An 18,136-nucleotide genomic window follows, 5' to 3' on the forward strand; every position below is an offset into this window, starting at 1 on the left:
CGATCAACGCGCGCCATCGGCTTCGGTCATGGCGCAGGGCGATCGTCCAACAGGACGAACTCGCCTTGCGCCGAGCTCCACGTGGGCTGGTCCCGGTCCAGCAGGATGCAAGGGCGCCCGCCACATGACGAGATGCGGACACTGCGCAGCGCTTCCCGCGTTTCGGCGTCGATCTCGGCCGCCGTTGCCCGCGCCTCGGCGGCCTGCACGCGCTGATAGGAGTGTCTGAGCAGCGCCGCGCCAGCGGCCAGCAGCAGGGCGATGCCGGCAGTGGTCGCGATGAGCATCTTCCACGCCCAGGCGATCTGCGGCCGGAGGGTCGCGGCCATCTGCGCCTGCTGCTGCTCGAACAGCCGGGCGAGCGTCTGCTGGAACCGGGCCTCCTGCGCTTCCCGCGTCGCCTGGATGGCCGACTGGCTGTCCGCGGCCTGCCTTTGCAGCTGATCCAGCAACGTATCGAGCCGGCCGGCCGTCAGCACCATCCGGTTGAGCATCGCGTCCGTGTCCTGCATGTCGCCCCCGTTCCGTGGATGTCCCTCAGCGCTCCATGACCACGCCCTGCGCCTGCTGCTGCGCACGCGTGACTGCTTCGACCTCGCGCTGCCGTGTCTCCTCGCCCAGCCAACCCAGACTGTCCTCCAGTGGGCGCAGCGGGGCCCGTCCCGCGTCGATCGCGGTCCGCTCCTGCAGCAGGCCGTTGGGGCTGCGCCAGTGGGCCACCAGCCGGTCGTTCTCCATCGACAGCGAATCGATCCCCGGCATCTTCCGCCCTGCTGCGGTCGCCGCGATGGCGCCGGCCATGTCCTCCATCTGTACCCGGTCGCGATAGCCGCCCGCCTCGGGCCCCAGCCGATCAAGCTGCGTCAGTGCCTGCACGAACAGGGGATGGTCGCGGCCGGGCAGGGCCTGGTATCCGGCGAGCAGCTGTTCTTCCGCCTCCCTGGCCACGGCCTGCCCGGCGGCGGAGTTCGCGAACGCCTTGGCTGACCCGCGCGCGGTCGCGTCATCTCCGGCTTCCAGCGCGCGCAGGAAGCGCTCCACGTCCGGATCGGTGGCGGTTGCCGCCGGATGGACAGCCGCGGTGCGTGCCTCTTGTGCCGGGAGGCGATCGGTATGCATCGGATCCGATGGTCCCGGCCTGAGCAATGGGTCGCCGGGACGGCGGGGACCGGTATGCGCCACGTCGACATGGCGGCCACCACCGTGGCTGCTGTCGACGAAGTGGAACGGCCCGGCCGGAGGCTCGCCGAAGTTGAACTCCTGCTGGCGCAGCACCTGTGGATCCACGCCGAGTGCTGCCAGGTCGATCCGGGTCTGACCCAGACGCGACATCGGATGCGCTTCGCGATAAGCCGCCTCGCCACGCGCCAGCGCGCTGATCGCCGCAGCCGCGTAGAACTCGCGATAGCCGTGGTGTCCCCGGTCGCGATCGAAGAAGTGCCGGGCCACCGACTCGATGTTCTCCGGCGTGGCCGGCACGCTCTGGCTGACCGGGTCGAACCTGATGCCGGGTTTGAAGCGGAATCCGTCCTCCGAGGTGTAGACAAGTTCGCTGCTGCCCGAGTCGAGCAGCCGCTTTGTCAGGGCGGACTCGGTGACAGTTTCACTTCCTTCGTTGCGCATCCGGTCGGCCACCGCATTGACGCCGGCAATCTCCGCCCGCGACTCCTGCACACGACCCTTGTCGATGTACTCGCGCACCAGGTTGGTGGCGTCGCGAGGTCCAGGCCGCGCAGCCAGATCGTAAGCATCGCGCTCGATCGCATTGCTGAAATCCGACATCTCCCTGCGATCGAGCGCATGCGAGAGTTCGTGGGCGAAGACGTTTGTCAGCAGGTCAAGGTTCTTTTGATTAATCGGCCCCTTCAGTACATCCGAGTGAAGCCCGATCTCCCTGTAGTATCCGGAATACTGTCCCGACCGTGTGCCCGAATCGAGCAACGAAAGCCAGGTAAAGTCTCCCGCATCCCTCGCCCTCGTCGACATGGAACTCAACTGGGGCGACTCGCGTAATGCTGCCCCCAGCAGAAGAAGTTGCTGCTCGTTGCCGCCTGCCCTCTGGAAGCGGTGAAACGGAGTGTCCTTGTCGTTCATGTCGCTTCCTTGTAGAACTCCGGTATCACGAACGACACCAGAACAGAATCGACGCAAGTGCTGGCGTAGTCGAGATGTTGTTGGTCGAAGTAATAACGCACATCCACGACCATGGGGCCGCGAGTGTATTGCCAGTTGAAGTAGCTCCTGTCCGTGAAGATCCTGCTCTCCTCGTCAAACCCTCTCTCACGCAGTGCTGCTCGCAGCTTCTCCGTCCGCCAGGTGCAGGTGGGGGAGTTGCCCACCCCGAACTCGGCGTCGGGGCGGTAAGGATGAAATGACATTCGTACATCGTCTTCCGTGTACTTCTTCAGATCGAATGCATAGCTCCAACCCGCCGTGGTATCTCCAATTACCAGGTCGGAGAACATTTCCCCAGGCCGCTTCTGGAGCTTGAGTCCGATCGCCCGCTCGATGTTCTCCTGGTTCAGATCCTCGCGCCGCTCGATCGCATCGATCATCGCCAGCAGCTTGTCCCAGACCTGCTCGGGCGTCAGCACTGGGCCGCGCGGCAAGCGAGAGTCCGGCTCGGAGGTCGCCGCTGTCTCGGCCGGGGGCGAGCCCATTCTGTCTGGCGCCGGGCCAGTGCCGGCAGCAGCGACGGGCAATCCGCTGCAGCCCGCCAGCAGCAGGCACCCCGTCAACGTCAGCGCCGATACACGCAATTCCATTCCCCGATTCCCATCCTTGGCCGTCGAGATCTTCTATCACGTTGCGATTGGACTTTCCATGGATGTCGCGGTGGTACAGGCGTATGGCACCGGCATGAAGTCGGCCGAGTACCTGTCCATCCATGTTGCGTCCTTGTAGAACTCCGGTCTCACGAACGACACCAGAACAGAATCGATGCAAGTGCTGGTGTGGTCGAAATGTTCTTGATCGAAGTAGTAACGCACACGAACAACCATGGCGCCACGGGTGTACTGCCAGTTGAAGTAGTTCCTGCCTCTTACGGTTCTATTCTCTTCGTCAAACCCTCTCTCACGCAGTGCCGCTCGCAGCCTCTCCGTCCGCCAGGTGCAGGTAGGGGAATTGCGATCCGCGTCCATATCCAGGCGACGCGGGCGGAACCAGGCTGATATGTCGCTGTCCGTGTAGGCCACCAGGTCGAATACGTAAAGCCAACCTGCGGTGGTGTCTCCGATCACCAGATTGGAATGCGTTTCGCCAGGCCGCTTCTGGAGCTCGAGCCCGATCGCCCGCTCGATGTTCTCCTGGTTCAGATCCTCGCGCTGCCCGATCGCATCGATCATGGCCAGCAGCTTGTCCCAGACCTGCTCGGGCGTCAGTACCGGGCCGCGCGGCAAGGGAGAGTCCGGCTCGGAGGCCGTCGCTGTCCCGGCCGGGGGCGGGCCCACTCGCTCTGGCGCCGGACCAGCGCCGGCAGCGGCGACGGGCAATCCAATGCAACTCGCCAACAGCAGGCATGCCGTGAACGTCAGCGCCGATGCGCACATCCCGATCCTCCGATTCCCTTCCGATCCCAACAGAAGCAACTGCCGCTCGTCGCCACCGGCCCTCTGGAAGCGGTGAACGGAGTGTCCTTGTCGCTCATGTTGCGTCCTTGTAGAACTCCGGTATGACGAACGACACCAGAACAGAATCGATGCAGGTGCTGGTGTAGTCGAGATGTTCTTGATCGAAGTAATAACGCACATCCACGACCATCGGGCCGCGGGTGTACTGCCAGTTGAAGTAGCTCCTGTCCGTGAAGATCCTGCTCTCCTCGTCAAACCCTCTCTCACGCAGTGCCGCTCGCAGCTTCTCCGTCCGCCAGGTGCAGGTTGGGGAATTGCGACCCGCGTCCATATCCAGGCGACGCGGGCGGAACCAGGCTGATATGTCGCTGTCGGTGTGGGCCACCAGGTCGAATACGTAAAGCCAACCTGCGGTGGTGTCTCCGATCACCAGATTTGAGTGCGTCTCGCCAGGCCGCTTGTGGAGCTTGAGCCCGATCGCCCGCTCGATGTTCTGCTGGTTCAGATCCTCGCGCTGCCCGATCGCATCGATCATGGCCAGCAGCTTGTCCCAGACCTGCTCGGGCGTCAGCACCGGGCCGCGCGGCAAGGGAGAGTCCGGCTCGGAGGTCGTCGCTGTCCCGGCCTGGGGCGGACCCACTCGCTCCGGCGCCGGACCAGCGCCGGCAGCGGCGACGGGCAATCCACTGCAACTCGCCAACAGCAAGCATGCCGTGAACGTCAGCGCCGATGCGCGCATTTCCATCCTCAGATTCCCTTCCTTGGTCGTCGCAACGGTTCTATCACGTTGTGATCGGATTCTCCATGGATGCTCCCCGTTCCGGTCCTGTCGTCCGCCGGGGAAGACCGCCCCCCTCCCCGATCGGCGTTCATGCGCCGGGCCCTCGCATCCGTGACGGGACACGCCTCCCGCACAGGCGTATCGTCGCCTCCTGTCCCGACGAGGCGAGGCACGATGAGCGGCAGCGAACTTGTGTTCCACACCAACCCGATGTCGCGCGGCCGGATCGTGCGCTGGATGCTGGAGGAGCTCGGCGTCGAGTACCGCACGGTGGTGCAGGAGTACGGCACCGGCATGAAGTCGGCCGAGTACCTGGCCGTCAACCCGATGGGCAAGGTGCCGGCGCTGCAGCATCGCGGCGTGGTGGTGACCGAGGCCGCCGCGATCTGCGCCTATCTCGCCGACGCGTTCCCGCAGGCCGGGCTTGCGCCAGCCCCGGAGGATCCGCTGCGCGGACCCTACCTGCGCTGGATGTTCTTCGCCGCCGGGCCGGTTGAGGCGGCGGTCACCGCGCGCGCGCTCGACCGCCTGCCGCCGGCGGAGAAGGCGGGCTTCGTCGGCTACGGCAGCTATGAGCAGGCCATGGACGTGCTCGAACAGGCGGCGGCCGCGGCCTCGCCCTGGCTGCTGGGCGAGCGCTTCAGCGCGGCAGACGTCTATGTCGGCAGCCAGGTCGACTTCGGCCTGTTCTTCAAGTCGGTCCCTGAGCGCCCCGCGTTCACGGCCTGGGCCGAACGCCTGCGCGCGCGCGAGGCCTACCGCCGCGCGAGGGCGCTGGACGACGCGTTGCTGCCGTCGACGGACTGAGTGTGGCGGCGAGGGCCGGCACGCATCCAGCTCGGCCGGCGCCGCGGCTGGCGCCTGCCGGACAACGCGGTGAGCGTGGCGCGGCCCACGCGCTGGGGCAACCCGTTCCGGATCGGCGTCGATGGTGATGCCGCCACCTGCGTGGCGCGGTTCCGCGACTGGATGCTGGCCGAACCGGCGCGCCTCGAAGCGGCGGCGCGCGGGGCGCTGCGCGGCCGCGACCTGGCGTGCTGGTGCCCGCCGGACGCGCCGACTCGCCTCGCACCGGCCGTTCCATTATACTCCCCCCCACTATCTGACGATACGGCGGCCATGCCCCATTCGCCCGAGGAGAAGAGGAAGGTCCTCGCCCGCATCCGCCGCATCCGCGGCCAGTGCGAGGGCCTGGAGCGCGCGCTGGAGGCCGGCGCCGACTGCGGCCCGGTGCTGCAGCAGATCGCCGCCATCCGCGGCGCGGTCAACGGGCTGATGAGCGAGGTGCTCGAGTCGCACCTGCGCGAACAGTTCGGGCATGCCGCGCACAGTGACGCCGAGCGCGCCGCGCGCGTGGCCGAGATGACCGGGCTGATCCGCTCGTATCTGAAGTAGGCCCATCCCGAACCCGCCCGCGCCGCGGCGCGGGATCCCCCACCGCATTGCAGGAGCCACACCATGAAGACCCGTGCCGCCGTCGCCTTCGAACCCGGAAAGCCGCTGCAGATCGTCGAGCTCGACCTCGAAGGCCCGAAGAAGGGCGAGGTGCTGGTGAAGATCACCCATACCGCGCTGTGCCATACCGATGCGTTCACGCTTTCGGGCGAGGATCCGGAGGGCGTGTTCCCCGCGGTACTGGGCCACGAGGGCGCGGGGATCGTGGTCGAGGTCGGCGAGGGCGTGACCAGCGTGAAGCCGGGCGACCACGTGATCCCGCTCTACACCGCCGAGTGCGGCGAGTGCCTGTTCTGCAAGAGCGGAAAGACCAACCTGTGCGTGGCCGTGCGCGCCACCCAGGGCAAGGGCGTGATGCCCGACGGCACCACCCGCTTCTCCTACCAGGGCAAGCCGGTCTACCACTACATGGGCTGCTCGACCTTCTCCGAGTACACGGTGGTGGCCGAGGTCTCGCTGGCGAAGGTGAACCCGGAGGCGAACCCGGAGCACACCTGCCTGCTCGGCTGCGGCGTGACCACCGGCATCGGCGCGGTCCACAACACCGCCAGGGTGCAGGAGGGCGACTCGGTGGCCGTGTTCGGGCTCGGCGCGATCGGCCTGGCGGTGATCCAGGGCGCGAAGCAGGCGAAGGCCGGCCGCATCATCGCCATCGACATCAACCCCGCCAAGTTCGAGCTGGCGCGGCAGATGGGCGCCACCGACTGCGTCAACCCGAAGGACCATGACAAGCCGATCCAGCAGGTGGTCATCGAGATGACCGGCTGGGGCGTGGACCACAGCTTCGAGTGCATCGGCAACGTCGAAGTGATGCGCGCCGCGCTCGAGTGCGCGCACCGCGGCTGGGGCCAGAGCGTGATCATCGGCGTGGCCGGCGCGGGCAAGGAGATCAGCACCCGTCCGTTCCAGCTGGTCACCGGCCGCAAGTGGATGGGCACCGCCTTCGGCGGGGTGAAGGGCCGCAGCCAGCTGCCGGGCATGGTCGAGGACGCGATGGCCGGGAAGATCGAACTGGCGCCCTTCGTCACCCACACCCTGCCGCTGGAGCGGATCAACGAGGCCTTCGAACTGATGGAGAAGGGCGAGTCCATCCGCACCGTCATCCATTACTGAACGCGGGCCGGCATGGCCGCCGGCCGGACGCCGTCAACCGGGCCGCGCCAGGCGCGCCCGTGAAAGGAGCAAGACCATGAGCAACACCGAACGACTCGAACACCGCGCCTGTTTCGGCGGCTGGCAGGACGTCCATCGCCACCGTTCCGAAGTCCTGGGCTGCGACATGACCGTGGGCGTGTACCTGCCGCCGCAGGCAAAGGCCGGCGCCCGCCTGCCGGTACTGTACTGGCTCTCGGGCCTGACCTGCACCGAGCAGAACTTCATCACCAAGGCCGGCGCCCAGCGCTACGCGGCCGAGCACGGCGTCATCGTGGTGGCGCCGGATACCAGCCCGCGTGGCGAGGGCGTGGCCGACGCCGATGGCTACGACCTGGGCCAGGGCGCCGGCTTCTACGTCAACGCCACCCAGGCGCCCTGGTCCGCGCACTACCGCATGTACGACTACGTCGTGCAGGAGCTGCCGGCCTGGGTGGAGGCGAACTTCCCGGCCAGCGGCGTGCGCGCGATCAGCGGGCACTCGATGGGCGGGCACGGCGCGCTGGTGGTCGCCCTGCGCAACCCGGGCCGCTACCGCAGCGTCTCGGCGTTCTCGCCGATCGTGGCGCCCAGCCAGGTGCCGTGGGGCGAGAAGGCGTTCTCCGCCTACCTGGGCGAGGACCGCGAGGCGTGGAAACAGTACGACGCCACCGAGCTGGTGAAGCAGGCCGGGGAGAAGCTGCCGCTGCTGGTCGACCAGGGCGGCGGCGACGAGTTCCTCGAGGGCCAGCTGCGCCCGCAGCTGCTGCAGGCCGCCTGCGAGGACGCCGGCCATCCGCTCGACCTGCGCATCCACCCTGGCTACGACCACAGCTACTACTTCATCGCCAGCTTCATCGGTCGGCACATCGCCCACCACGCCGCGGCGATGGCGGCCTGAGCCCCGGCGCCGGGCCGCCGGGGCGGCACCCCTCAACCCGGGGGGGGCCGGCGCCGTTAATTTCCCCATTCACGGCTCCGGGGAATGCCATGGCCAGATCCGAGGACCACGCGACGGTCGGCCTGGCCGCGTTGCCCGATGCGCCGGTGGCGCTGGTCCGGCTCGACGACGGTGGCCGGATCCTGGCGGTGAGCCGCGCCGCGGTCGACCTGCTCGACCTGGCCGGCCTCGCCGACGGCGCCCTGGACTGCAGCTGCGTCTGGGGCCTGGCCCCGGCCGACCTGCAGGGCGAGGAGGGGGTGTGGGTGGCCCCGGGCGCCGATCCCGCGCGCCGGGTCTGCTACCAGCACGATCGCGACGGCGGCGGCTGGCTGCTGTCGCTACCCGATGCCGAGACCGCCGCGCTGTGGCGCGAACGGGCCGGGCCGGCGCCCGTGCCCGCTCCGGCGCCGGCGCAGGAGGACGGCGCGGCGCGCCTGCTGGCACGGGTCGGCGACCGGCTCGCGGCCTGCGAACTCGAACTTGCCCTCGACGCGGACCTGGCGGCGCAGCCGCAGGCGCGGCGGCTGGCCGCCGGATTCGGCAACCTCGCCGAGGCCATCCGCCAGGCGGTGGCGCTGTCGCTGCAGGTGGCCTCCGAGGTGCCGCGCGTGGTCGCCGAGAACGACGAAATGGTGCGCCAGTCGCAGGCCCAGGTGGATGCGCTGGCCACGGTCGAGGCGGCCACCCGCGACCTGCTGTCCGGGCTCGACGGCATCGGCCGGGACCTGCGCGCGGTCACCGAGGTCGCCGCCAGCGCCGACGACAGCGTGCGCGAGGCCACTGCGGCCGCGCGCGCCCTGGCCGCGGCGATGGCCGCGGTCAGGGAAAGCGCGGCGCGCGCCAACGAGGTCATCGAGGTGATCGACATGGTCGCCTTCCAGACCAACATCCTCTCGCTCAACGCCAGCGTCGAAGCCGCCCATGCCGGGCCCGCCGGGCGCGGCTTCGCCGTGGTCGCCACCGAGATCCGGCGCCTGGCCGAGCGCGCCGCGGGCGCCGCGCGCGACGTGCGCCGGATCCTGGGCGAGAACGGCGCGGCGCTGGGCGAGGGGGAAGTCTCGGCGCGCCGCACCGAGGACGTGCTCGGCGGCATCGGCGAGCTGCTCGGCCGCGCCGGCACCGCGGTGGAGGCCGTGGCCCAGGGGGTGCGCCGGCAGGGTGAGGCGATCGTCGGCATCGACCGCGCCGTGGCCCGGGTGGCCGGGCTCGGCCGCAGCAACCTCGAGCACGCCGCGCGCGTGGCCGAGCGCAGCGAGGCCCTGGGCGCCGGCGCCAGCGCGTTGCACGACTGCGTCGGCCTGTTCCGGCTGCCCGCCGATCCGCTGCGCGAGCCGCGCCACGCCCGCGCGTTCGCACTGGCCAGCGACGCCGCCGCCCGGGTCGGCGCCGCGTTCGGGCACGCGCTGGCGCAGGGCTGGATCGACGAGGCCTCGCTGTTCTCGCGCGACTACGTGCGCATCGAGGGCATCGAGCCGCCGCGCTACGAGACCGGCTTCGACGCCCTGTGCGACGACCTGCTGCCGCCGCTGCAGGAACCGGTGGCCAACGCGCATCCGTGGATCGTGTTCGCGATCTGCGCCAATCCCGACGGCTACGTCCCGACCCACAACGACCGCTTCCGCCAGCCGCTCACCGGCGATCCGGCGCGCGACCTGGTCGGCAACCGCACCAAGCGCATCTTCGACGACCGCGTCGGCCGCAGTGTTGGCGCCCATACCGACCGCTACCGCCTGCAGGTGTACCGCCGCGACACCGGCCAGATCATGTTCGACCTGTCGGTGCCGATCCACGTCGGCGGCCGCCACTGGGGCGGGTTCCGGATCGGCTACACGCTTGACTGACGGGGCGCGCCCCGCGGCGCGGGCGCCATGTAAGATCGGACTGCGCGGCCGTCGCGCGGACAGGGGGGACACATGATCGGCAAGACCGCCGGGCGCGCGTGCGCCTGCATCCTGGCATCGATGGCGCTGGTGATGGCCGGCGCCCAGGCCCGCGGCGACGCTGCGCCGCAACGCAGCGTCGCCGGCGCGCAGGAATTCCTGCGCCAGGTGCTGCCGGGCAACCGCTACGTCTCGACGCTGATGACCGAGATCCTGGAGAAGGCACGGCGCGAGGGGCTGCGCGGAAGCTACGAACCGCTGCCGCTGATCGTCGACGCCGGCCCGGTGGCCGAATGCCGCTCGATGCTGCTGGCCGACATCGAGCCCACCGACCTGGTGGTGCGCGACCCGGCCACCGGCGAGGGCGCCGTCAGCAGCCTGGCCGACCTGGTGTCCGACGGCATGGTCGGCAGTCCGGACGGATTCCATTTCGGCAGCATCCGCGCCCTGCGCCAGTCAGGCTCGCGCGTGCACCTGCGCTTCGCCGGCGAGCAGCTCGACGCGGTGGTGCACATGGAGGGCGAGGAGATCGCCGCGCGCGTGTACGAGGCCTTCGACTACCTGCGCCGGCACTGCGACCCGGCGGCCGCCACCGGGTTCTGATCCGCGCCGCCCGGCGGGACGGGCGCGAAATCGGCGACCGCGAAGCGGCCGTCGCGCAGCCACCGTCCCGCCGGTGCCAGCGCCAGCGGTGCATCGAACATCGGCCCGGCGTGCACGCAGGTGTGGAACTCGCCGTTCTCGCCACACGGATCCACGCCGGACGGGAGCGCATCGAGCAGGGCGGCGTCGAAGTCGCGGCCGGCGAAACCGCCATCGAGCTGCCCGGTATCGACGCAGCTCAGCCGCGCGCGCAGCCCGCCGCGCAGCATCGCACGCGCGAGCGCGGCGGTGTCGGCGCCGAACAGCGGGGTCTCGATGTCCCAGCCGATCCGCGCCATCTGCGCCGCGCGCCAGTCGCGGATGTCGGCCAGCAGCAGGTCGCCGAACGCGACCGTGCGCAGCCCCGGCCAGCGCGCCGCCGCCGCGTGCAGGGCATCGGCCATCGCCCGCGCATAGGTTTGGTTGTCGCTGCCGGCGCGCAGCGGGACCGGCAGCAGCGGCAGCCCGGCCGCGCGCGCCTGCGCCGCCAGCACCCCGCCCGACACCTCCTGCAAGGTGGCGCGCCCGTCCTCCAGCCGCACCGTGCTCAGCAGGCCCACGACCCGGACGTCGTCGCGCTGGCGCAGCACGTGCAGGGTCCAGGCCGCGTCCTTGCCGCCGCTCCAGGCCAGCAGCACGGGCCGTCGTCGCGCGCTCACGCGCTCCGCCCCCGCGGGTGGCAGGCGCGCGCGAGCGCACGATCCCCCGGGCGCGGCGGCATGCGGGGAAACCGGTCCATCCAGCCCTTATCCGCCATGCGCTTGCGGCGATCAAGCCCGCGCCGCCGGCATGGCCGGCGCACGCCGGTCGGAGGCGGCCGCGTGCCGCGGTCAGCGTACGTCGCGCAGTTCCCACGCACTGCCGGCGAGCAGTCGCATCCGGTGCTTGAACACCGCGCCGGGAATCGAGGTCGTGGCCACCAGGTCGACGTGCAGGTCGTGCTGCGCGCCTTCGACCACCGCCGAAGGATCGGTCGCGCCGAGCGCCGGATCGACCGCGTCCGGGTCCTCCTGGGCCGCGCGCCAGCGCTGGAACAGGCCGTCGCCGCGCAGGGCCTCCTGGAGTTCGACGGCCAACCCCTCGGCGCCCTGCGAGCGGAACGCGAACTCGCCCGCGGCGCGGGCACGCGCGGGATCGGGCAGGCGGATCATGTAGCGCACGGACATGGCGGTCTTCGCTGCGGATCGTGGACCTGCAGCCTAGCAGCCGGGCGTGGAGGCCGCGTCCCGGCCCCGCCCCCTCAGCCGAACGCGTGCGCCTCGGAAGCGAAGCCCACGCAGACCGCGCCGGTGCCGACGTTGACCATGCCGGTCAGGCTCATCACCGTCTCGAACACCTCTACGCCCTGGTCGGCGCAGGCGCTGCGCAGCGCCTCGTAGCCGGGCATCGCCCGCATCTCGTCCAGCTCGCCGCCGTAGCACAGGCACAGCGTCGGGGTCAGCAGCCCGGCCTCGACCCGGCGCGCGGCAAACTCGAACAGCGCCCGCACCGCCGGGTCGAAGCCGCGGATCTTGGCCACCGGCCCGGTCTCGCCGCGCACGCAGCACAGCACCGGCTTGATGTCGAGCGCGGTGCCCAGCGCCGCGCTGAACAGGCTCACGCTGCGGTCGCCCTTGTGCCGGGCGCGGTTGCGGATGTAGTACAGGTCGCGCGGCACCAGGTAGCCGTAGGTGTGCAGCGCCAGGTGCTCGAGCCGGCCGCGGATGCGCCCGGGGCCCTCGCCGCCGGTGCGCAGGCGCACGGCTTCCACCGGCAGGATGCCCTGGGCCGAGAACAGGTTGCGGGTGTCGACCACGCGCAGCGCGAACGGCGTGTTGTGGCCGGCGGCCGAGCGGATCGGCCGGTACTCGTTGAGGATCGCGTAGCTGGCCTGGGTGGCGTGGTCGAAGATCGGGCTGCGGGTGCTGGTGACCGTGATGCAGAACACGTGGTCGTAGTCGACCACCAGCTTCTGCAGGAACAGGTCGCGGATCTGCTCGACGCTGAACGGAATGGTTTCGGCGCTGGCGCCGCGCTCGGCGATGTGCGAGCGCAGGTAGGCCAGGGTGTCGGCTTCGTTGCGGTAGTCGACCTGCAGCTCGTCCCCGATCCGCACCGCGATCGGCAGGATCTCCACCTGGTGCTCGTGCAGGTACCCGACCGGCAAGTCGCAGGTCGAGTCGACGACGATTCCGATGCGCATGGCGCCACTCCTTCGCGGGCCGGCCGGCTGGCCGGCACCGCCCATGGTGCCGCGCATCGGCCCGCCCCGCATCCCTGCCGGACGCGGGGCGGGGGCGCGTTCAGTCGACGCGCGGCGGGTAGGCGCGGGGCAGGGCGCCGGATTCGGGCGCCGGCGCCGGGTGCAGGTAGCGGTCGCGCAGTTCGGTCTGGCGCGAGCGCATCGGGACCGCCCGGCCGCCCAGCCAGACCTGGCGCGCGGTGTGGGCGACGTCGAGCGGGTCGCCGCTCCACAGCACCAGGTCGGCCGGCTGCCCGACCGCGATCGTGCCGGTGCGGTCGGCCACGCCGAACGCCTGCGCCGGCACCCGGGTCAGGCCCGCCAGCGCGGCCTCCCAGGGCAGGCCGTTGGCGACGGCGTTGCCGGCGAGCTGGCGCACCTTGCGCGCGTTGTGCGAGGCGTCGTCGGACTGGCTGAAGCCGACCTCGACCCCGGCCGCGTGCAGGCGCGCGGCGTTCTCGAGCGTGGCGCCGAGGCGGTCGAAGTTGCCCGGCAGGTTGGCCAGCGTGTCCACGAACACCGGCACCCCGGCGCGGGCGAGCTCGGGCGCCAGCTTCCAGGCCTCGGCGCCGCCGGCGATCGCGATCTTCAGCTTGTGCTTGTGCGCCCAGCGCAGCAGCTGGCGGATGTCCGCGGCGCGGTCCACCGCCACCACCACCCGGCCGCCGCCGTCGAGGTAGCGGGCGAGCGTGGCGCGGCCGGCGGGGGTGAGCAGGGCGAAGCGCGAATCGGCGGGGATCCGCCCGCGGGCCTCGTCCACCAGCTGGTCGAGCAGCATCCACTGCCCGGCGCGCGAGGAGCCGCTGAGGCTGGAGGCGCGCGCGCCCAGCGACACGAACAGCGCCTTCGGCCCGATCGGGTCGGGGCTGCCGTCCAGGCGCACCACCGCGCCCTGGCCGCCGATGATCGAGCCGCCCGCGGTGGTGCCGGCGTTGAGCAGGGTGAAGCCGATGCCCTCCACCCGCGCCACCGGCAGCAGGATCGACTCGGGGTTGTAGGCCAGGGTCACGTCGAACTCGGGACGGACCGTGATGTCGCGCGCGTTCTGGCCCAGCGCCAGCGCGCCGTCGCGGGTCGAGGCCTCGCCCGAGACCTCCTCGATGCCGATCGCGGTGATCCCGCCGAACAGGGCCGGCGTCAGCGGCGCGCCCGCGGCGTCGACCACCTGCGCCGACCCGGCGGGCAGGCCGGTGCCGATCGCGGCGATGCGGCCGCCCTGCACCAGCACGTCCGTGTCCTGCAGGGTGCCGCGCGCGGTGGCGGTGTGCACGGTGGCGTTGCGGATCAGCACGTCCTGGGCGGCGGCCGACAGCGGCAGCAGCGCGGCCAGCAGCAGCGCGGCGCGGCGCAACACGGGGCGGCGGTTCATCGCACACCTCCCTGCGCGGTCGGCTGGCCGAGCATGAAGTCGGTCACCGGCTGGCGCGAGGCATCGTGGCGGTCGTACACCTGCGCGCCGTCGATCCAGACCTTCTCGGCCCGGGCGTAGACGCTGAACGGATTGCCGTTCCACAGCACCACATCGCCCATCTTGCCTGGCTCCAGGGTGCCGGTGACGCGGTCCACGCCCAGGGCGCGGGCGGCGTTGCGGGTGAGCCAGGTGATCGCGCGCTCGGGCGCGATCTCGATCCCGGCGCGGCGCGCGCTGGCGATCACCTTGGCCGCCTCCTGGTTGAGCCGCTGGATGCCCTCGTCCGAGTCCGAATGCACGATCGCGCAGCCGCCCGGCGCGCGGTCGACGATCGCGACGTTCTCCTGGATCCCGTCGAAGGCTTCCATCTTGAAGCCCCACCAGTCGGCCCACAGCGCGCCGCACACGCCCTCGGCGCCGAGCCGGTCGGCGATCTTGTAGGCCTCCACGCCGTGGTGGAAGGCGGCGATGCGGAAGTCGAACTCCTTCGCCAGGTCGAGCATCTGCGCCATCTCGTCGGCGCGGTAGCAGTGGATGTGGACCAGGATGTCGCCATCCATCGCCGCGGCCAGGGTCTCGAGCTTGAGGTCGCGCTTGGTCGAGGCGTCCTTCTCGCGCTTGCGGGCGTAGTCCCGGGCGTCGATGAACGCGGCGCGGTAGCCGGCCACGTTGCCCATCCGGGTGGACGGGCCGCCCTTCTGGCCGTACACGCGCTTGGGGTTCTCGCCGCAAGCCATCTTCAGGCCGTGCGGGGCGCCGGGGAACTTCATGTCCTGGACCGTGGTGGCGGCCACGTTCTTGAGCGTCACCCCGCGCCCGCCGACCAGGTTGGCCGAGCCGGGCAGGATCTGCAGCGAGGTGATGCCGCCGGCCAGCGCCGCGCCGAAGCCCGGGTCCTGCGGCCACACCGAATGTTCGGCCCAGACCTGGGCGGTGACCGGCGCGGTCGCCTCGTTGCCGTCGCTGTGGGCGCTGGCGCCCGGGCTCGGATACACGCCCAGGTGCGAGTGCACGTCGATCAGGCCGGGGGTCACCCACTTGCCGGTACCGTCCACGCGCACCGCGTCGGCGCCCGCGGCCAGGCCGGTGCCGACCGCGGCGACCTTGCCGCCCTCGAGCAGCACGTCGGCGTGCTCGAGCCGGCGGCCGTCGCCGGTGAGCACGGTGGCGCCGGTGATCAGCACCGGCGGCGCCGCGATCGGACGGTAGGTGCTGGTGAAGGCCGTGGCGGCCTCGCCGGACGGGGCGGCGGGCGCGTCGGCGCGTCCGCCGGTGCCGGTGCTGGCGCACCCGGCGAACAGGACCGCGCACAGCGCGGCAGTGAGTGGTCGGAGCATCTTGGCCTCCCTGGACATCCGGACGACGTTAGCCCGTCGCCCCGGCGGGGGCCAGCCGCCAAAGGTCATGGTCGTGCCGGAACGCGCGCGCTCGCCGAGGGGCGACCGCGCGGACGACGCCGGGCGTGCGCGATCCCGTGGCGGGCGCCGCCTGCGTCGAACGCCATGCCAGGCCGGGATCGACACGCCGCGGCCGATCGGCACCTGCGCCTGGACCCGCAAGCGCGGCGCCGGGGGAGGGCTATGATGGCCGCATGGGCAACCGCGCCGACATCGCGAAGGTCACCGGCTTCTGGCGCGAGGCCGGTCCGGGCAAGTGGTTCAACGGCGGCGAGGCCTTCGACGCCGAATGCGGCGCGCGGCTGGGCGACCTGCACATGGCCGCGGCCCGGCGCGAGTGCGACCACTGGCAGGACGACCCGGACGGGCTGGTGGCGCTGATGGTCCTGCTCGACCAGGTGCCGCGCAATATCTTCCGCGGCACCGGCCACGCCTTCGCCACCGATCCGCTGGCGCTCTCGCTGGCCAGGCGCGGGGTCGACGCGGGGCTCGACCGCGCGGTGGCCCAGGACCTGCGCGTGTTCGTCTACCTGCCGTTCGAGCACTCCGAGGCGCTCGCGGACCAGCAGCGCGCGGTGGCCCTGTTCGAGGCCCTGGGCGATCCGATGTACCTGCGCTATGCGCAGGCGCACCAGGAGGTGATCGAGCGCTTCGGTCGCTTCCCGCACCGCAACCGCGCCCTGGGCCGCGACAGCACCCCCGGGGAGCAGGCCTGGCTCGACGCCGGCGGCGGGTTCTGACCGCCGGTCGCCCGTAGGAGCGGCTTCAGCCGCGACCCGGCCATCCCGCCCTCGCGGAACGACCGCAAGCCCGCGCCAGTCCCGTCGCGGCTGAAGCCGCTCCTACGGGATTGCGCGGGGTCGTGGCTCAGTACTTCGGGATCGACGGATCCACCGTCTCCGACCAGGCGACGATCCCGCCCTCGACGTTGTAGACGTTGTGGAAGCCCTGTGCGCGGAACTCTTCCGCGGCCCGGCCGGAGCGGCCACCGCCGTGGCACAGGAATGCCAGCGCGGTGTCCTTGGGCAGCGCCTCGATCGCGGCGCGGCCTTCGTCGAAGGTGCGGAACGGCACCGGCACCGAGGCGATCGCGCGCTCTTCCGGCGGACGCACGTCCACCAGGACCAGGTCGCCGCGGCGCACCCGGGCGTCGGCCTCGGCGGGCGTGATCGCCGGCACCGGCCTTGGCGCGTTCGGGTTGTCGATCACCAGCCCGCGGCCGCGCATGTCGTCGGCGAAATCGATCGTCATGCCGTTGGCGCGGCGCGCGCCGGCGAGGTCGAACTGCACCCGCACGCCCTCGACCTCGACCGCGATCGCGTCGGGGTCGGCCGGACCGAGGTTGAGCCGGGTGCGGAAGTTGCGGTCGATGTCCACCAGCAGCGCGACCTCGCCGCCGGCGTCGTCGATCGCCTGGCGGACCATCTTCAGCGCCGCCGGCGTGATCGTGATCGAGGGCGGGGTGCGGTCGGGCGCCGGCAGGCCGAGCGCGACGTGCAGTTCGCCGCTGTTGAGCATCTGGCTGATGATGTCGCTGCCGCCGACCAGTTCGCCGTCGATGTACAGCTGCGGGATGGTCGGCCAGTCGCCGTAGACCTTGATGCCTTCGCGGATCTCCGGGTCGGCCAGTACGTCGACGTGGGCGTAGTCGGCGCCGAGCGCGTCGAGCGCGGACACCGCCTTGGCCGAGAAGCCGCACTGCGGCATGGACGGCACGCCCTTCATGAACAGCACGGCGCGGTTGGCCTGCAGCAGGGCATCGATGCGGGCGCGCACGGCGGGGTCGAGGGACATGGCGAAAGATCCTTGGAGCGGGCCGACCATGGTAGCGCGATCGCCCTGATGCAGCCCGCAACGCGGCGTTGCGCCGCCCGCCGGTGGCATCATCGGCCCATGGACGCCCCGCACCGACCACCGCGCCGGCCACGCGCCTGGCTGCCGCTGCTGCTGGCCTCGCAGGCGCTGGTGGCGGTGGCCTGGTGGCAGTGCGGCTGGACCGTGGGCCTGCCGCTGCTGCTGGCCAGCCACGGGCTCGCGCTGTGGGGCGTGCTGGCACCGGGCGCGCGGCTGTACGGGCCGGTGCTCACGCGGCTGCCGGCCACGGCGCCGGCGGTCTGGCTGACCATCGACGACGGCCCGTCCGACGACACCCTCGCGCTGCTCGACCTGCTCGATGCACACGGCGCGCGCGCGACCTTCTTCCTGGTCGGCGAGCGCGCCGCCGCGCGCCCCGAACTGGTGCGCGCGATCGCCGCGCGCGGCCACGGCATCGGCAACCACAGCCGCACCCATCCCCAGGCCTGGTTCTGGGCGCTGGGGCCGCGGCGCATGCGCGAGGAGATCGCCGGGGCCCAGGCCCAGCTCACCGCGATCGCCGGCCGGGCGCCGCGCTGGTTCCGGGCGGTGGTCGGCCACGCCAACCCGTTCGTGCACGCGCCGCTGCGCGACCTCGGGCTGGCCCGGGTGGCCTGGAGCGCGCGCGGCTTCGACGCGCTGGAGGCGGATCCGGCGCGGGTGCTCGCGCGGATCGACCGCGCCCTGGCGCCTGGCGCGATCGTGCTGCTGCACGAGGGCGCGCCGCACGGGCGCAGCGTGGAGATCGTGGCCGGCGTGCTGCGGCGCCTGGACCAGCGCGGACTGCGCGCGGTCCTGCCCGGGGCGGACGCGCCCGCGACCGCGCCGCGGCCCGCGGACGCCTGAGCC

At 71.6% G+C, this 18,136-nt stretch carries 19 protein-coding genes and 1 pseudogene; 9 read left to right on the plus strand and 11 right to left on the minus strand.

Going from position 1 to position 18,136, the window contains the following annotated elements; all coding sequences use genetic code 11:
- Positions 1-26 precede the first annotated feature (26 nt).
- From FQY79_RS09190 to FQY79_RS09210, 5 genes are all read right to left on the minus strand, one after another.
- Complete coding sequence (locus FQY79_RS09190) at positions 27-512, minus strand: hypothetical protein (RefSeq protein ID WP_146312628.1); 486 nt, start codon at positions 510-512, stop codon at positions 27-29.
- Between the two features lie 25 nt (positions 513-537).
- Entirely contained in the window at positions 538-2,094 is a 1,557-nt protein-coding gene (locus FQY79_RS09195) for an XVIPCD domain-containing protein (RefSeq protein WP_146312629.1), read from the minus strand.
- Positions 2,091-2,765, minus strand: a complete 675-nt coding sequence (locus FQY79_RS09200) for a hypothetical protein (RefSeq protein WP_146312630.1) — start codon at positions 2,763-2,765, stop codon at positions 2,091-2,093. The genes FQY79_RS09195 and FQY79_RS09200 overlap by 4 nt, the downstream gene beginning before the upstream one ends.
- 36 nt (positions 2,766-2,801) lie before the next feature.
- Positions 2,802-3,347: a hypothetical protein gene (locus FQY79_RS09205; RefSeq protein ID WP_146312631.1), complete on the minus strand. Its 546-nt coding sequence runs from the start codon at positions 3,345-3,347 to the stop codon at positions 2,802-2,804.
- A 298-nt stretch (positions 3,348-3,645) separates the two neighbouring features.
- Complete coding sequence (locus FQY79_RS09210) at positions 3,646-4,317, minus strand: hypothetical protein (protein WP_146312632.1); 672 nt, start codon at positions 4,315-4,317, stop codon at positions 3,646-3,648.
- Positions 4,318-4,527: 210 nt separating this feature from the next.
- Here FQY79_RS09210 and FQY79_RS09215 point away from each other — a divergent pair, with 210 nt between their 5' ends.
- The 7 genes and pseudogenes from FQY79_RS09215 (at position 4,528) to FQY79_RS09240 (ending at position 10,365) form a co-directional block, all read left to right on the plus strand.
- Positions 4,528-5,160, plus strand: a complete 633-nt coding sequence (locus tag FQY79_RS09215; RefSeq protein WP_146312633.1) for a glutathione S-transferase family protein — start codon at positions 4,528-4,530, stop codon at positions 5,158-5,160.
- A pseudogene (locus FQY79_RS15785) lies at positions 5,161-5,394 on the plus strand (DUF4326 domain-containing protein); the annotation flags it as partial.
- A 78-nt stretch (positions 5,395-5,472) separates the two neighbouring features.
- Entirely contained in the window at positions 5,473-5,748 is a 276-nt protein-coding gene (locus FQY79_RS15605; RefSeq protein WP_246123085.1) for a metal/formaldehyde-sensitive transcriptional repressor, read from the plus strand.
- A 63-nt stretch (positions 5,749-5,811) separates the two neighbouring features.
- Entirely contained in the window at positions 5,812-6,921 is a 1,110-nt protein-coding gene (locus FQY79_RS09225; RefSeq protein ID WP_146312635.1) for an S-(hydroxymethyl)glutathione dehydrogenase/class III alcohol dehydrogenase, read from the plus strand.
- Positions 6,922-6,997: 76 nt separating this feature from the next.
- Positions 6,998-7,840 (plus strand): S-formylglutathione hydrolase, encoded by an 843-nt coding sequence (fghA, locus tag FQY79_RS09230; RefSeq protein ID WP_146312636.1) that lies wholly within the window; start codon positions 6,998-7,000, stop codon positions 7,838-7,840.
- An 89-nt stretch (positions 7,841-7,929) separates the two neighbouring features.
- Entirely contained in the window at positions 7,930-9,723 is a 1,794-nt protein-coding gene (locus tag FQY79_RS09235; protein WP_146312637.1) for a methyl-accepting chemotaxis protein, read from the plus strand.
- A gap of 72 nt (positions 9,724-9,795) precedes the next feature.
- Entirely contained in the window at positions 9,796-10,365 is a 570-nt protein-coding gene (locus FQY79_RS09240; RefSeq protein WP_246123067.1) for a hypothetical protein, read from the plus strand.
- Here the strand turns inward: FQY79_RS09240 and FQY79_RS09245 are convergent.
- The 5 genes from FQY79_RS09245 to FQY79_RS09265 all read right to left on the minus strand — a co-directional run bounded on the left by FQY79_RS09245 (position 10,320) and on the right by FQY79_RS09265 (position 15,373).
- The gene (locus FQY79_RS09245; protein ID WP_146312638.1) at positions 10,320-11,063 is read right to left on the minus strand and encodes a Dph6-related ATP pyrophosphatase; all 744 of its coding nucleotides are present in this window, start codon (positions 11,061-11,063) and stop codon (positions 10,320-10,322) included. The two genes, FQY79_RS09240 and FQY79_RS09245, sit on opposite strands and share 46 nt — an antisense overlap.
- A gap of 171 nt (positions 11,064-11,234) precedes the next feature.
- Positions 11,235-11,570: a hypothetical protein gene (locus FQY79_RS09250; RefSeq protein WP_146312639.1), complete on the minus strand. Its 336-nt coding sequence runs from the start codon at positions 11,568-11,570 to the stop codon at positions 11,235-11,237.
- Positions 11,571-11,644: 74 nt separating this feature from the next.
- Entirely contained in the window at positions 11,645-12,586 is a 942-nt protein-coding gene (locus FQY79_RS09255) for a DegV family protein (RefSeq protein WP_146312640.1), read from the minus strand.
- 100 nt (positions 12,587-12,686) lie between these two features.
- Positions 12,687-13,994, minus strand: a complete 1,308-nt coding sequence (locus FQY79_RS09260) for an amidohydrolase family protein (protein WP_146312641.1) — start codon at positions 13,992-13,994, stop codon at positions 12,687-12,689.
- Entirely contained in the window at positions 13,991-15,373 is a 1,383-nt protein-coding gene (locus tag FQY79_RS09265; protein WP_186759908.1) for an amidohydrolase, read from the minus strand. Before FQY79_RS09265 ends, FQY79_RS09260 begins: the two co-directional genes overlap by 4 nt.
- 254 nt (positions 15,374-15,627) lie before the next feature.
- On the opposite strand from FQY79_RS09265, the gene FQY79_RS09270 reads away from it, so the two are divergent.
- Complete coding sequence (locus FQY79_RS09270) at positions 15,628-16,173, plus strand: DUF924 family protein (RefSeq protein ID WP_146312643.1); 546 nt, start codon at positions 15,628-15,630, stop codon at positions 16,171-16,173.
- Between the two features lie 127 nt (positions 16,174-16,300).
- Here FQY79_RS09270 and grxD read toward each other — a convergent pair whose 3' ends face one another.
- A complete protein-coding gene (gene grxD / locus FQY79_RS09275) occupies positions 16,301-17,227 on the minus strand; it encodes a Grx4 family monothiol glutaredoxin (RefSeq protein ID WP_146312644.1) in 927 nt (308 codons plus the stop codon).
- Positions 17,228-17,326: 99 nt separating this feature from the next.
- Between grxD and FQY79_RS09280 the strand changes: the two genes are divergently transcribed.
- Positions 17,327-18,133, plus strand: coding sequence for a polysaccharide deacetylase family protein (locus tag FQY79_RS09280; protein WP_146312645.1), 807 nt, complete (start codon positions 17,327-17,329; stop codon positions 18,131-18,133).
- The last annotated feature ends 3 nt before the right edge of the window (positions 18,134-18,136 follow it).

Source organism: Luteimonas wenzhouensis (assembly GCF_007859305.1).
Classification (GTDB): domain Bacteria; phylum Pseudomonadota; class Gammaproteobacteria; order Xanthomonadales; family Xanthomonadaceae; genus Luteimonas; species Luteimonas wenzhouensis.

Bases quoted from the DNA above. Each gene is read 5' to 3' on its own strand.
- FQY79_RS09190 (WP_146312628.1), bottom strand. From the start codon at position 512: ATGCAGGACACGGACGCGATGCTCAACCGGATGGTGCTGACGGCCGGC.
- FQY79_RS09195 (WP_146312629.1), bottom strand. From the start codon at position 2,094: ATGAACGACAAGGACACTCCGTTTCACCGCTTCCAGAGGGCAGGCGGC.
- FQY79_RS09200 (WP_146312630.1), bottom strand. From the start codon at position 2,765: ATGGAATTGCGTGTATCGGCGCTGACGTTGACGGGGTGCCTGCTGCTG.
- FQY79_RS09205 (WP_146312631.1), bottom strand. From the start codon at position 3,347: ATGATCGATGCGATCGGGCAGCGCGAGGATCTGAACCAGGAGAACATC.
- FQY79_RS09210 (WP_146312632.1), bottom strand. From the start codon at position 4,317: ATGGAAATGCGCGCATCGGCGCTGACGTTCACGGCATGCTTGCTGTTG.
- FQY79_RS09215 (WP_146312633.1), top strand. From the start codon at position 4,528: ATGAGCGGCAGCGAACTTGTGTTCCACACCAACCCGATGTCGCGCGGC.
- FQY79_RS15605 (WP_246123085.1), top strand. From the start codon at position 5,473: ATGCCCCATTCGCCCGAGGAGAAGAGGAAGGTCCTCGCCCGCATCCGC.
- FQY79_RS09225 (WP_146312635.1), top strand. From the start codon at position 5,812: ATGAAGACCCGTGCCGCCGTCGCCTTCGAACCCGGAAAGCCGCTGCAG.
- fghA (WP_146312636.1), top strand. From the start codon at position 6,998: ATGAGCAACACCGAACGACTCGAACACCGCGCCTGTTTCGGCGGCTGG.
- FQY79_RS09235 (WP_146312637.1), top strand. From the start codon at position 7,930: ATGGCCAGATCCGAGGACCACGCGACGGTCGGCCTGGCCGCGTTGCCC.
- FQY79_RS09240 (WP_246123067.1), top strand. From the start codon at position 9,796: ATGATCGGCAAGACCGCCGGGCGCGCGTGCGCCTGCATCCTGGCATCG.
- FQY79_RS09250 (WP_146312639.1), bottom strand. From the start codon at position 11,570: ATGTCCGTGCGCTACATGATCCGCCTGCCCGATCCCGCGCGTGCCCGC.
- FQY79_RS09255 (WP_146312640.1), bottom strand. From the start codon at position 12,586: ATGCGCATCGGAATCGTCGTCGACTCGACCTGCGACTTGCCGGTCGGG.
- FQY79_RS09260 (WP_146312641.1), bottom strand. From the start codon at position 13,994: ATGAACCGCCGCCCCGTGTTGCGCCGCGCCGCGCTGCTGCTGGCCGCG.
- FQY79_RS09265 (WP_186759908.1), bottom strand. From the start codon at position 15,373: ATGCTCCGACCACTCACTGCCGCGCTGTGCGCGGTCCTGTTCGCCGGG.
- FQY79_RS09270 (WP_146312643.1), top strand. From the start codon at position 15,628: ATGGGCAACCGCGCCGACATCGCGAAGGTCACCGGCTTCTGGCGCGAG.
- grxD (WP_146312644.1), bottom strand. From the start codon at position 17,227: ATGTCCCTCGACCCCGCCGTGCGCGCCCGCATCGATGCCCTGCTGCAG.
- FQY79_RS09280 (WP_146312645.1), top strand. From the start codon at position 17,327: ATGGACGCCCCGCACCGACCACCGCGCCGGCCACGCGCCTGGCTGCCG.